We start from the raw sequence: 12,480 nt of genomic DNA, 5'->3' as shown, positions 1-12,480 counted from the left end.
CGGCCGCGAACAACGCCGCGTTTTTCCCGCAAAACCCCCTTGCGGCCCCCGGCAGGCTTCGCTAAACACCGCCGCAGTTGGGGCGTCGCCAAGCGGTAAGGCAGCGGTTTTTGGTACCGCCATACCCAGGTTCGAATCCTGGCGCCCCAGCCAACTACCTTGCAGCGCAGAATAAATTGCCCCGGGGCCTTTCACGGGTGGCGCAGTTCGCCCCGAAGGCCGGGGCGGGACGTTCGTTTTGCAACCGGATGATCGGTTCAATGCCGCCGGTGCAGCGCATCGCCCAACAGCCGCAGCACCTGATCCGAGGGCACGTCGTCGGCCACGAAAGCCTCGCCTATCCCGCGCGCCAGAATGAAGCGCAGCTTGCCGTCCACCACCTTTTTGTCCTGCGCCATCAGGGCCAGCAGCACATCAGCCCCCGGCAGGTCGCCCGGAATGTCGGCCAGATCAACCTTCATGCCCAGACCGCGCAGATGGGCGCGCACCCGGCTGGGGGCCTCTTGCGCGCACAGGCCAAGCCGCTGGCTCAGCTCAAACGCCAGCGCGCAGCCGATCGCCACACCTTCGCCATGCAGCAGCCGGTTGCCATAGCCGGTGGCCTTTTCCAGCGCGTGACAGAATGTATGGCCAAGGTTCAGCAAAGCGCGGTCGCCTTCCTCGGTCTCGTCGCGGGCCACGATTTCGGCCTTCATCTGGACCGAGCGCAGGACGGCCTTCTGGCGCAACGCCGCATCGGTGGGCAAGGCTGCGGCATTCAGCTCCAGCCAGTCAAAGAACGCAGGATCGCCCAGAAGGCCGTATTTCACCACCTCGCCATAGCCTGCCAGAAAATCGCGGGGGGGAAGGGTTTCCAGCACGTCGATATCGGCCAGCACCAGGCTGGGCTGGTGAAAGGCCCCGACAAGGTTCTTGCCCTGCGGCGTGTTGATGCCGGTCTTGCCGCCCACCGAACTGTCAACCTGCGCCAGCAGCGTCGTGGGGATCTGCACGAAACGCACCCCGCGCCGCAACACGGCCGCGGCAAAGCCCACCAGATCGCCCACCACGCCGCCGCCAAAGGCCACCACCACATCGCGGCGTTCCACCTTCTGCTCCAGCAGCCATTCCACGCAGCGGGCGAATTGCTCCCAGCCTTTCGTGCCCTCGCCGGGCGGCAGGGCCAGCGCGGTCATGGCGATGCCTTCGGCCTCCAGCGCCGCCGACAGCCGCATCAGATGATGCGCGGCCACGGTTTCATCCGTCACCACGGCCACCCGCCTGCGGCGCAGCAGCGGGGCCATTTCCACCCCTGCGCGATCAATCAGGCCCGCGCCGATGCGCACCTCATAGCTGCGCGCCCCCAGCGCGACCGGCACCACATCAACGCTCATCTCATTTCCTTTCCAGCACGTCGGGCCGGGTAAAAAGCGCGTCGCGCACCCGCTGCGCCATCTGTTCCACCGGCAGGTCTGCCTGACTGTCCACCACCAGATCGGCCAGCGCATAGACCGGCTCGCGCGCCACATGCAGGCTGCGCAATGTCTCGCGCGGGTTGGCGGTGCGCAACAGCGGGCGCGAGGTCTTGTGCCGCACCCGTTGCCACAGCACATCCAGATCGGCCCGCAGCCACACCGACACACCCTGTTCGGCCACCATGCTGCGGTTGGCCTCGGCCAAGAAGGCCCCGCCCCCGGTGGACAGCACGCAAGGCGTGCCGCGCAGCAGCCGGTTCAGCACCTGGCTTTCCTTGGTGCGAAAGAACGGCTCGCCATCGCGTTCGAATATCTCGGCAATCGTGCGGTTGGCCGCCTTGACGATTTCCTCATCCGAATCAAGGAAAGGCACCCCCAGCAGGCGCGCCAGCTGCGTGCCCACTGCGGTCTTTCCCGCCCCCATCATGCCCACCAGCACCACTGTTTTCTTCAGCCGCCCCATGGTCCCCGGCCATATCCCCCGTATCACATCACGGCGACCTGCCGCCGAATGCAATGTTTTGTGCCTGAATGGCGTGAACTCGGCGCAAATGCCAGTTATAATCTGCGCATCCGATCCCGGCCCGTGCGGTGTGACAACCGCATCTGTGGCATGGGCAACAACATGAACCAGAAAACACGAGGTCATACGGGCATGGGGCGCATCATCAAGGCAATACTGGTGTTGGCGGTGGTGGCCTTCGCCGCCCTCACGGGCTATGCCTATCTGGCGGACCTGTCGCCAGATCAGGCCGAGGTGACGAAGCCGGTGGTGTTGAATGCCGATTGACAAAGTGCTGCGGGGTTTGACGGAGCGCGCATCGGTTTCATGCGCCCTGCTTGCCCTGAGCCTTTGCGCAGGCACCGCCGCCCGTGCCGAAGCGCCGCTGTCGGCGATCGACTGGTTGTCGCAATCGGTTGCCGTGCCGGTGGCCCAACCCCTGCCCCCCGAGGAACCGGCCGTCAGCGCGGGCGCCCTGCCCGCCGATGTGGCCGTCAGCACGCTGGACGGGCCTGCGCCCGATGCGGCGGGCCTTTTGTCGCCGCAGGCCACCGGCCTGCCCCGCGCGCTGTGGGGTCTGGGCCGGACCGATGAGATTGCCGCCGCCCTGACCGCCGCCGACCCGGGCAACCTGCCCGCGCTGCAATCGCTGCTGCTGACCCTGCTGCTGGCCGAGGCCGAGGCGCCCGCCGATGCCGCAGGCCGGGGTGTGCTGCTGCTGGCGCGCATCGACCGGCTGCTGGCGATGGGCGCGCTGGATCAGGCGCAGGCGCTGCTGGAGGCGGGCGGCAGCCAGGCCCCCGATTTCTTTCGCCGCAGCTTTGACGTGGCGCTGCTGACCGGCACCGAAGACCGCGCCTGCGAGGTGATGCAGGCCGCCCCCGATCTGGCCCCCACCTTTCCCGCCCGCATCTTCTGCCTTGCCCGCTCGGGCGACTGGAACGCGGCGGCGCTGACATTGCGCACCGCGCAGGCGCTGGGTTTCGTGACCGAGGAAGAGGATGCGCTGCTGTCGCGCTTTCTTGACCCCGATCTTTATGAAGGCGAGGGCGATCTTCCCGCCCCTGCCCGCCCCACCCCACTGGGCTGGCGCATGATGGAGGCGGTGGGCGAGCCTTTGTCCACCCACACGCTGCCCATTGCCTTTTCCCATGCCGAACTGCGCGACGCGGCGGGCTGGAAGGCGCAGATCGAGGCGGCGGAACGTCTGGCCCGCGCCGGGGCCATTGAGCCCAACCTGCTGCTGGGGTTGTATACCGAACGCCTGCCCGCCGCATCCGGCGGGGTGTGGGACCGGGTCGAGGCGTTCCAGCGCCTTGATGCCGCGCTGACTTCAGGCAATGCCGAAGAGGCGTCCCGCCGCCTGCCCGCCGCCTGGGCGCAGATGACCGGGGCCGAGTTGGAGGTGCCCTTTGCCACGCTATTTTCCGAACGGCTGGCCGATCTCACGCTGACCGGGCCTGCGGCGGCGCTGGCTTTCCGCATCGGTCTGCTTTCACCGCGCTATGAGCGCATTGCCATGGCCCGCACCGCAGCCGACCCGGCCGAGGCGTTTCTGGTGGGTGTGGCGCGCGGCGCGCTGGCCGGTGTGGCCCCGCAGGATGCGATGGGCCGGGCCGTGGCGCAGGCGTTTCTGACCCCGGCGCTGGCCCCCGACGCGCAGGTGTTGCTGGACCAGAACCGTCTGGGCGAGGCGCTGCTCTGGGCGATGGACCGCATTGCCACCGGGGTGCAGGGCGATCTGCGCGGCGTCACCGACGGGCTGACTCTGCTGCGCCATGTGGGGCTGGAAGATACCGCGCGGCGTGGCGCGCTGGAACTGCTGCTGCTGGAGCGGCGCGGGTGATGCCGCTGGGCCCGGCCGGCATGGACCGCTGGATTTCAACGTTTCTTGAGGCGCAGGCGGCAGAACTGGATGCGGCCAAGAACACACGGCTGGCTTATGGGCGCGACCTGAAGGATTACGCGGGCTGGCTGGACCGGCGGCAGGCCGATTTCCTGACCGCAGACCGGGGCATGGTCGAGGATTACCTGATCTTCTGCGACGCGCAGGGGCTGGCCAAGGCCACCCGCGCCCGCCGCCTGTCGGCCATCCGCCAGCTTTACCGTTTCGCGCATGAGGAAGGCTGGCGGGCCGACAACCCCGCCTTGCGCATCAAGGGGCCCGGTGCCAGCCAGAGCCTGCCAAAAACCCTGACGGTGGATGAGGTGGACCGCCTGCTTGACGCCGCCCGCGACAAGGGCCGCAGCCACGCCGACCAGCAGCGCAACCGCGCGATGCTGGAACTGCTTTATGCCACGGGCATGCGGGTGTCGGAACTGGTGGAACTGCCGGTGGCCGCCGCGCGTGGTGATCCGGCGATGATTCTGGTGCGCGGCAAGGGCGGCAAGGAACGCATGGTGCCGCTGTCACCGCCTGCGCGCGAGGCGCTGGCCGATTGGCTGCCCGCCCGCGACCGCGCGCAGGAACTGGCGGTGAAGGCGGGCCGCGCCGCGTCACGCTATCTGTTTCCCGGCACCGGCGCGGGCGGCCATGTGACGCGGGAATATTTCTATGTGCTGATCAAGAACATTGCCGTTCTGGCCGGGGTGGACCCGGCCAAGGTCACACCCCACACGCTGCGCCACGCCTTTGCCACGCATCTGCTGGCGGGCGGGGCCGATCTGCGGGTGATCCAGACCCTGCTGGGCCATGCCGATCTGGCCACGACCGAGATTTACACCCATGTGCTGGACGAGCATCTGAAGGCGCTGGTGCTGAAACATCATCCGCTGGCGGGCGATGACTGAACGGCGCTAAAGGCTTGGCCCGAGTTCGATCTTCGATCCGTCGCTGAACCGCGACAGGCGGAACCGGTGCAGGTCATGGCCGGGCGCATGGCCCGCCACCAGATCGGCCACTACGCGGCCAATGCCGGGGCCGATGCCAAAGCCGTGCCCGCTCATCCCCGTGGCAATCGTCAGGCCGGGAATCGCCGCCACCCGGTCCACCACCGGCACCACATCGGGCATGCTGTCGATCATGCCCGCCCAGGCCGCGCGCAGTTTCGGCCGCCCCAGCGCGGGAAAGGCCCGGGCAAACGCATCCTGCGTGCGGCCGATCGTGGCCATGTTGGGCGCGGGGTTCAGCACGCGCATCGCCTCGAAGGGCGAAGGCTCATCGGGTTGCCAGCGCCGGGGCGTGGCCCAGCCATCGGGGTAGTGGCGCGGGGCGCGCGGGCGGAAATGCGTGGATTTCACATCGCGCCGCAGGATTGTAGTGTATTTCGGCAGATGCCGGAACGCATCGGGGCCGATGAAGAAATCATGCTCCGCCCCCGGTGCTATGGAATATCCGCCATCCGCGCGGCGGCGGAATGCGAAATGGTCATCGGCGGCGGCACCGGGAAAAACCTCTGCCATCGGCTCGGTTGCGGCAACCGAGGCCAGCACCGAAAGCTGCGGCAGGTTCACCCCATGCGCGCGGGCGAACAAGGCCGACCATGCCCCGCCCGCCAGCACCACCTGATCGCAGGCGATGCGGCCCTGTTCGGTGTAAACCCCGGTGATCCGCCCGCCCGCCCTGTCAAGGCTGCGGGCCGCGCAACGTTCCAGCAACGTCACGCCCCGCGCCGCAGCGCCTTCCGCCAGCAGGGGCACCGCCACCCAAGGCTCGGCCCGCGCATCGGATGCGGTGTAAAGCCCGCCCGGCCATTGCACCGCCGCGCCGGGCAGCATCGCGGCCACCTCGGCCCGGCTCAGCATGCGGGTATCCACGCCGTTGGCCTCGGCATGCGGCAGCCATGCCTCGAATCCCTCCAACCCCTTGTCGGCATTGGCCAGATACAGCACCCCGGTCTGCCGGAACCCCAGCGCATCGCCGAATTCCTGCGCAAGGCTTTGCCAGATGCGCAAAGCCTCGACCATGATCGGCAGTTCCGCCGGGTCGCGGCCCTGCTGGCGGATCCAGCCCCAGTTGCGGCTGCTTTGCTCGCCCGCGATGCGGCCCTTTTCGCACAGCACCACGCGAAGCCCGCGTTCGGCCAGAAACCACGCACTCATCACCCCGATCACGCCGCCGCCGATCACCACCACATCGCAGGCGGCGGGCAGCGGCCCGGCATGCCGGGCAGGCGATCCGGCCGAGATCGGAAATTCCATCATGCCGCCAGATCTTTCACCAGCTTCTGCATGAAATCCCAACCGGCATCGAATTGCGCCACTTCGATATATTCATCGGGCTGATGGGCCTGCGCGATGTCGCCCGGCCCGCAGACCACCGCCGAATAGCCTTCGGCCTGAAACTGCCCGGCCTCGGTGCCATAGCTGACCACCGCCGTGCCGTTGTCGCCGGTGATGCGGCGCACCAGTTGCTCGGCGGCACCGCCGCGTTCGGGTTCCAGCGGCGGCACATAGAACACCTCCTCCACCGTGATGGCGGCCTCGGGGCGGATGGCCTGCATCTGCGCCTCCAGCCGCGCCACCTCGGCGCGGAAAAGGGCGATCCAGTCATCCAGCCGCTCGCCCGGCACCACGCGGAAACCGAAATCGAACCGGCAATCCTTGGCGGTGATGTTCTGCGCCGTGCCGCCGCTGATGGTGCCCACATGCAGCGTGGTCCAGGGCGGATCAAACAGCACCCCCAGCGCCGTGGGGGGCCGTGCTGCGTTTTCGGCATTCACACGGTTGGCCCAGTCGATCAGCCGTGCCGCCTCCATGATGGCACTTACGCCGGTGTGCAAAAGTGAGGAATGCACCTCAAACCCCTGCACATGCACGCGAAAGCCGTTTCCACCCTTGTGGCCGTTGACCATTTTCATCATCGAGGGCTCGCCCACCACCACCGCCGAGGCTTTGGGCAGATGCCGCGCCAGCGCCGCGATCATCGGCGGGGCACCGGTGCAGCCCACCTCTTCGTCATAGCTCAGCGCGATCTGCAACGGGCGTTTCACCCCCGCCTGCAAGGCCAGCGGCAAGGCAGCCAGCGCCAGCGCATCGAACCCCTTCATGTCGCAGGTGCCGCGCCCTATCAGCCGGCCCCCCCGCTGGGTGACAACCCACGGATCGGTGGTCCATGCCTGCCCGTCCACCGGCACCACATCGGTATGGCCCGACAGCACGACACCGCCCGGTTCCTCTGGCCCCACATGGGCGTAAAGCGAGGCTTTGGTGCGTTCGGCATTCCAGACCCGGTGCGCGGCGATGCCGAACCCATCCAGATAATCCTCCACCCAGTCGATCAGTGGCAGGTTGGTATCGCGGCTGACGGTGGGAAAGGCCACCAGACGGTCAAGGATCGCACGGGGCGAAAGGACGGCGGGCATGGCGCTTCTCCTGTTGGGCTGCAACGTGGCGGGAGGTTGCGGAATGGTCAAGCCTGCGCCGGGCCGAAAGGCGGCCTTGCGCAAGTTTTGGGCGTTGCCGCTGCGAAACCCGCCCCGACCGCATAATGCAACTTGCGAGTATTCCAAAAATGTCTAACACTTGGTCAAAGATCGGGGGCACGCAACGACGCGCCTTCAAAAAAACAAACAATAACAACGACTTGGGGAGCGTTATATGCCCGATGGGGCCCTGCCCGTCCTTGATGTCAAGGGCCTTAAAACCGTATTCCGCACCCGCGGCGGCGAGGTTCATGCCGTAAACTCGGTCAGCTTTCATCTGCAACCCGGTGAGTTATTGGGCGTTGTGGGCGAAAGCGGTTCCGGCAAGTCGGTAACGATGATGTCGCTGATCGGGCTGCTGCCCTCGCCCCCCGCCGATGTGCGCGAGGGCCAGGTGCTTCTGGGCGGGATGGACCTGCTTCGGGCCACCCCGGACCAGTTGCGCGCCGTGCGCGGCGCACGGATCGGTTTCGTGTTCCAGGATCCGATGACCAGCCTCAACCCGGTGTTCAATGTCGGCAACCAGATCATGGAGCCGCTGCGCAAGCATATGGGGATGGATCGCAAGGCCGCCCGGCAACGTGCGCTGGAACTTCTGGAACTTGTGGGCATTCCCGATGCGGCGCGGCGGCTGGATGACTTTCCGCACCAGTTTTCCGGCGGAATGCGGCAGCGGGTGATGATCGCCATCGCGCTGGCCTGCAACCCCGAGGTGCTGATCGCCGATGAACCCACCACCGCGCTGGATGTGACGATTCAGGCGCAGATACTGGAGCTGGTGAAAGAGCTGCGGCAAAAGCTGGGCATGGCGATTGTGTGGATCACGCATGATCTGGGCGTGATCGCGGGCATAGCCGACCGGGTTATGGTGATGTATGGCGGGCAGGTGGTGGAACAGGCCCCGGTAAGAGAGCTTTTCGCCAACCCGCAGCACCCCTATACCCGCGCGCTTCTGAAAACGATCCCCAAGGTATCGGGTGAGCGGGAAGGCCGGTTGCAGGTGATCGAGGGGCAGCCGCCGATCCTGTCAGCCGCGCCCACCGCCTGCCCGTTCCGCGCGCGCTGCGCCCATGCGTTCGACCGCTGCCACCGCGAAAACCCGCAGCGCCGGGCGATCGGTGCTGGCCGTGTGGGCTATGGGCATGACGTGGCCTGCCACTGGACGCCAGAGGTGACACATGCTTGACGCTTCCCCCCCGCGCAAGAAGCTGGTCGAGGTGAAGAACCTCAAGATGTATTTCCCCATCCACACGGGCCTGCTGCGCCGCCATACCGGCGATGTGAAGGCGGTGGATGACATCAGCTTTGACATCTACGAGGGCGAAACCCTTGGCCTTGTGGGCGAATCCGGTTGCGGCAAAAGCACCGCCGGGCGCGCGCTGATCCGGCTTTATGAACTCACCTCCGGCTCTGTCACCATCGACGGGGTGGACATCGCCACCCTGTCTGCCGAACAGTTGCGGCTGAAACGCCCTACGATGCAGATGGTGTTTCAGGATCCGCAAGCCAGCCTGAACCCGCGCATGACCGTGTCCGCCATCATCGGCGAGCCGCTGGACGAACATACGACGCTGACCAAGGCCGAAAAGCTGGCGCGCATCTATGAACTGATGGATGCCGTGGGCCTGAACCGCAATTTCGCCAACCGCTATCCGCATGCGTTTTCGGGCGGGCAGCGCCAGCGCATCGGCATCGCGCGCGCATTGGCGCTGAACCCCAAATTCATCGTCTGCGATGAACCTATTGCGGCGCTGGATGTCTCGATCCAGGCGCAGGTGGTGAACCTGCTGGAGGATCTGCAGGAAAAATTCGGCCTGACCTATCTGTTCATCAGCCACGACCTGTCGATGGTGCGCCATATCGCCGACCGGGTGGCGGTGATGTATCTGGGCCAGATCATGGAGCTTTCGGCCCGCGACGCGCTTTATGCCGACCCGCTGCACCCCTATGCAAAGGCGCTGCTGTCAGCCGTGCCGGAGCCTGACCCGGCCAAGGCGGCCCGCGCCCGCATCATCCTGCAAGGCGATGTGCCCTCGCCCGCAAACCCGCCCAAGGGTTGCAATTTCTGCACCCGCTGCCCGCAGGTCATCCCTGTGTGCCGTGAGGTGCAGCCCGCCCTGACCGAAGTGGCGCCCGGGCGTTTCGTCGCCTGCCATCTCGTCCAGCCCACAGCCCTGACCGCCGGACCAACCGGCGGCACCGAGGCCAAAGAGCACAATCAACAAGGAGCAACACGATGAAATTGAAAACCGCCCTGATGGGCGCTGTGGCCTGCTTTGCGATGGCGCCTGCCGCCTTCGCCGAGCGCGGGGCCGATGGCAATGTGAAGGTGCTTTATTCGCAGGCCGTGTCGATCATGAACGCCTATCTGTCATCCGGCACCAAGGACGTGGAGGCGGGCAGCCTTGTGCTGGAGCCGCTGGCCGGTTTCAACGAGGCGGGCGATGTGATTCCGCGTCTGGTCACCGAAATTCCGTCGGTGGAAAACGGCGGCATTTCCGAAGATCTGACCACGATCACCTGGAAACTGATCCCCGGCCTGCTGTGGTCGGATGGCACGCCGGTCACGGCGGATGACGCGGTGTTCACCTATGAATATTGCACCCATCCCGAAGGCGGCTGCGCGCAAGCCGCCCGCTATGAGGGCATCGCCTCGGTCGAGGCTGTTGACCCCGCCACGGTGAAAATCACCTTTGACGGGCCGAAGCCGAACCCCTTCACCGCCTTTGTGGGCGCCACCTCGCCCATCCTGCAAAAGGCGCAGTTTGCCAATTGCCTGGGCGCTGCCGCGCCGACCTGCACCGAAGCCAACTTCAACCCGATCGGCACCGGGCCGTTTGTCGTCACCGATTTCAAGGTGAACGACGTGGTGGAAATGGCCGCCAACCCGAACTACCGCGATCCGGCGAAACCGGCCTTTGCCACGCTGACCCTGAAGGGCGGCGGCGATGCGGCCGGGGCGGCCCGCGCCGTGATGGAAACCGGCGAGTTCGATTACGCCTGGAACACCCAGATCAACCCCGAGCTTCAGGCCCAGATGGAAGCCGGCGGCAAGGGCAAGTTCGTGAACGCTTTCGGCACGCTGGTCGAGCGCATCGAGATGAACATGACCGATCCTTCGGCTGATCTGCCCGAAGGCGAGCGTGCCACCGCCAAGCATCCCCACCCGATCCTGTCGGATCTGAACGTGCGCAAGGCGCTGTCGATGGCAATCGACCGGCAACTGCTGGTGGATGTGGGCTATGGCGCGGCTGGCCGTGCCACCTGCAACCTGGTGCCCGCGCCGGAAATCTACGCTTCGCCGAACACCGACTGCATCGCGCAGGACATGGAAGGCGCGAAAGCCCTGCTGGAGCAGGCTGGCTGGACCGACAGCGACGGCGACGGCATCCGCGAGAAGGATGGCAAGAAGTTCACCCTGCTGTATCAGACCTCGGTGAACGCGGTGCGTCAGGACTTCCAGGCGCTGATCAAGGGCTGGTGGAACGAGCTGGGCGTCGAAGTGGAACTGAAAGCCATTGATGGTGGCGTCTATTTCGGTGGCGACCCCGGTTCGCCCGACACGTTCCAGAAATTCTATGCTGACGTGGAAATGTATGCCAACAACTTCGACGGCACCGACCCCGAGCCCTATCTGGCGCAATACACCTGTGAAAAGGCCCCGCGCCCGGAAACCCAGTGGCAGGGCGAAAACATCAACCGCTTCTGCGACCCGGCCTATGACGCCATGGTCGTCGAACTGGCCCAGACCCGCGACATGGAAGCGCGCGGCGCACTGGCCCGCAAGATGAACGAAGTGCTGACCAAAGACACCTATGTCGTGGTTCCGCTGGTGGACCGTGGCCGTCTGTCGGCGCATTCGAACACGCTGGGCGGCGTGGTGCTGAACACATGGGACAGCGAGTTGTGGAACGCATCGGACTGGTTCCGCGTGAAGTGATCTGACCAACGCACGGCCCCCGGCCACGCCGCCGGGGGCCGTGCCCTTTTCCGCAGGCCGCGGCCCGCCCCCTTCCCCCAGGCTTTCTACACCCGAGGTGCCGATGCTCACCTACACCTTCCGCCGGTTGCTGGTGGCAATACCCACGCTGCTGTTCATCTCGCTGGTGATCTTTCTGCTGGTGGATTTCGCCCCCGGATCACCGATGAGCCAGATCCCCCTGACCGTGCCGCCCGACGTGCGCCTGCGCATGATCGAGGCGCTGGGCGCCAACGAGCCGATCCTGATCCGGTTCGGCAAGTGGCTGTATCAGTTCTTCATCATCGAACCGGCCTACATGATGGATGCCCTGTTTGGCACCGATCTGGGCCAGGGCCGTCTGCGCATCCTGTCATGGCAGTCGCGCAGCCCGGTGATGGACATCATCGCCGAACGCCTGCCGCAAACGCTGACCGTGATCGGCTCGGCCTATCTGATCGGTGTGCTGATCGCGGTGCCGATCGGCATCTATTCGGCCTACCGGCAGTATTCGTGGTTTGACCAGATCGGCACGTTCATTGCCATGATCGGCTTTTCGGTGCCCACATTCTTTACCGGCGTGTTGCTGATCGTGATCTTCTCGGTCTGGCTGGGCTGGTTCCCGTCCATCTACGACACCACGCTGCGGGTGACGGACTGGGACAGTTTCCTGATGCAGGTGCGCCAGATGGCCATGCCTGTGGCGGTGCTGGCGCTGTATAACGCGGCGCAGATCAGCCGCTACATGCGGTCATCCATGCTGGAAAACCTGGGGCAGGATTATGTGCGCACCGCGCGCGCCAAGGGCATGGTCGAGCGTGTGGTGGTGCTGAAGCATGTGCTGCGCAACTCGCTGATCCCGGTGGTGACGGTCATCGCACTGGGCATCCCCACGATCTTTGCGGGGGCCATCATCACCGAACAGGTGTTCAAGGTGAACGGGTTGGGTGCCTTGCTGATCAACGCCATCCATGGCAGCGACCTGCCGATGGTGCAGACGCTGACCTTCATCTTTGCCGTGCTGATCGTGCTGTTCAACCTGATTGCCGACATATTGTATGGCATCCTTGACCCGAGGATCCGCTATGACTGACCGGGCCAGTGGGCCCGCCGTCTGGGCCGGATCACTGTATGGGATGCACCCGCCGCTGCGCCCGCGTCGCGCCGCGCAGTTTAGCGGGAGGTCAGAGTTTGATGTTCACC

11 protein-coding genes and 1 tRNA gene are annotated in these 12,480 nt (G+C 65.8%); 8 read left to right on the top strand and 4 right to left on the bottom strand.

Annotated features, from left to right (window positions below; all coding sequences use genetic code 11):
- Positions 1 to 78 precede the first annotated feature (78 nt).
- Positions 79 to 153: transfer RNA gene (locus GEU84_RS02125), tRNA-Gln, on the top strand.
- 104 nt (positions 154 to 257) lie between these two features.
- On the opposite strand, the gene aroB is transcribed toward GEU84_RS02125, so the two are convergent.
- Together aroB and GEU84_RS02115 are read right to left on the bottom strand one after the other, a co-directional pair.
- Positions 258 to 1,373, bottom strand: coding sequence for a 3-dehydroquinate synthase (gene aroB, locus GEU84_RS02120; protein WP_152823838.1), 1,116 nt, complete (start codon positions 1,371 to 1,373; stop codon positions 258 to 260).
- A gap of 1 nt (position 1,374) precedes the next feature.
- Positions 1,375 to 1,917 (bottom strand): shikimate kinase, encoded by a 543-nt coding sequence (locus tag GEU84_RS02115; protein WP_152823837.1) that lies wholly within the window; start codon positions 1,915 to 1,917, stop codon positions 1,375 to 1,377.
- 192 nt (positions 1,918 to 2,109) lie between these two features.
- On the opposite strand from GEU84_RS02115, the gene GEU84_RS21295 reads away from it, so the two are divergent.
- From GEU84_RS21295 to GEU84_RS02105, 3 genes are read left to right on the top strand one after another with little or no spacing between them, the layout of a single operon-like run.
- The gene (locus tag GEU84_RS21295; RefSeq protein WP_152823836.1) at positions 2,110 to 2,244 is read left to right on the top strand and encodes a hypothetical protein; all 135 of its coding nucleotides are present in this window, start codon (positions 2,110 to 2,112) and stop codon (positions 2,242 to 2,244) included.
- A complete protein-coding gene (locus GEU84_RS02110) occupies positions 2,234 to 3,802 on the top strand; it encodes a hypothetical protein (protein ID WP_152823835.1) in 1,569 nt (522 codons plus the stop codon). Before GEU84_RS21295 ends, GEU84_RS02110 begins: the two co-directional genes overlap by 11 nt.
- Positions 3,803 to 3,807: 5 nt before the next feature.
- On the top strand, positions 3,808 to 4,746 hold the full coding sequence (locus GEU84_RS02105) for a site-specific tyrosine recombinase XerD (RefSeq protein ID WP_174539293.1): 939 nt from the start codon (positions 3,808 to 3,810) through the stop codon (positions 4,744 to 4,746).
- A gap of 6 nt (positions 4,747 to 4,752) precedes the next feature.
- Here the strand turns inward: GEU84_RS02105 and GEU84_RS02100 are convergent, their stop codons facing one another.
- Together GEU84_RS02100 and argE are read right to left on the bottom strand one after the other, a co-directional pair.
- The gene (locus GEU84_RS02100) at positions 4,753 to 6,096 is read right to left on the bottom strand and encodes an NAD(P)/FAD-dependent oxidoreductase (protein ID WP_174539292.1); all 1,344 of its coding nucleotides are present in this window, start codon (positions 6,094 to 6,096) and stop codon (positions 4,753 to 4,755) included.
- Complete coding sequence (gene argE / locus GEU84_RS02095; protein WP_152823833.1) at positions 6,096 to 7,259, bottom strand: acetylornithine deacetylase; 1,164 nt, start codon at positions 7,257 to 7,259, stop codon at positions 6,096 to 6,098. The genes GEU84_RS02100 and argE overlap by 1 nt, the downstream gene beginning before the upstream one ends.
- A gap of 235 nt (positions 7,260 to 7,494) precedes the next feature.
- Here argE and GEU84_RS02090 point away from each other — a divergent pair, with 235 nt between their 5' ends.
- The 4 genes from GEU84_RS02090 to GEU84_RS02075 all read left to right on the top strand — a co-directional run bounded on the left by GEU84_RS02090 (position 7,495) and on the right by GEU84_RS02075 (position 12,370).
- A complete protein-coding gene (locus GEU84_RS02090; RefSeq protein WP_152823832.1) occupies positions 7,495 to 8,505 on the top strand; it encodes an ABC transporter ATP-binding protein in 1,011 nt (336 codons plus the stop codon).
- Positions 8,498 to 9,559 (top strand): ABC transporter ATP-binding protein, encoded by a 1,062-nt coding sequence (locus GEU84_RS02085; RefSeq protein ID WP_152823831.1) that lies wholly within the window; start codon positions 8,498 to 8,500, stop codon positions 9,557 to 9,559. Before GEU84_RS02090 ends, GEU84_RS02085 begins: the two co-directional genes overlap by 8 nt.
- Entirely contained in the window at positions 9,556 to 11,259 is a 1,704-nt protein-coding gene (locus GEU84_RS02080; protein WP_152823830.1) for a peptide ABC transporter substrate-binding protein, read from the top strand. The genes GEU84_RS02085 and GEU84_RS02080 overlap by 4 nt, the downstream gene beginning before the upstream one ends.
- 103 nt (positions 11,260 to 11,362) lie before the next feature.
- Positions 11,363 to 12,370, top strand: a complete 1,008-nt coding sequence (locus GEU84_RS02075) for an ABC transporter permease (protein WP_152823829.1) — start codon at positions 11,363 to 11,365, stop codon at positions 12,368 to 12,370.
- Positions 12,371 to 12,480: the final 110 nt, after the last annotated feature.

It is taken from the genome of Fertoeibacter niger, from assembly GCF_009380135.2.
Classification (GTDB): domain Bacteria; phylum Pseudomonadota; class Alphaproteobacteria; order Rhodobacterales; family Rhodobacteraceae; genus Fertoeibacter; species Fertoeibacter niger.
Note: the sequence above shows the minus strand (reverse complement) of the source record. Positions and strands in the feature narration are given on the sequence as shown.

Bases quoted from the DNA above. Each gene is read 5' to 3' on its own strand.
- aroB (WP_152823838.1), bottom strand. From the start codon at position 1,373: ATGAGCGTTGATGTGGTGCCGGTCGCGCTGGGGGCGCGCAGCTATGAG.
- GEU84_RS02115 (WP_152823837.1), bottom strand. From the start codon at position 1,917: ATGGGGCGGCTGAAGAAAACAGTGGTGCTGGTGGGCATGATGGGGGCG.
- GEU84_RS21295 (WP_152823836.1), top strand. From the start codon at position 2,110: ATGGGGCGCATCATCAAGGCAATACTGGTGTTGGCGGTGGTGGCCTTC.
- GEU84_RS02110 (WP_152823835.1), top strand. From the start codon at position 2,234: ATGCCGATTGACAAAGTGCTGCGGGGTTTGACGGAGCGCGCATCGGTT.
- GEU84_RS02100 (WP_174539292.1), bottom strand. From the start codon at position 6,096: ATGGAATTTCCGATCTCGGCCGGATCGCCTGCCCGGCATGCCGGGCCG.
- argE (WP_152823833.1), bottom strand. From the start codon at position 7,259: ATGCCCGCCGTCCTTTCGCCCCGTGCGATCCTTGACCGTCTGGTGGCC.
- GEU84_RS02090 (WP_152823832.1), top strand. From the start codon at position 7,495: ATGCCCGATGGGGCCCTGCCCGTCCTTGATGTCAAGGGCCTTAAAACC.
- GEU84_RS02085 (WP_152823831.1), top strand. From the start codon at position 8,498: ATGCTTGACGCTTCCCCCCCGCGCAAGAAGCTGGTCGAGGTGAAGAAC.
- GEU84_RS02080 (WP_152823830.1), top strand. From the start codon at position 9,556: ATGAAATTGAAAACCGCCCTGATGGGCGCTGTGGCCTGCTTTGCGATG.
- GEU84_RS02075 (WP_152823829.1), top strand. From the start codon at position 11,363: ATGCTCACCTACACCTTCCGCCGGTTGCTGGTGGCAATACCCACGCTG.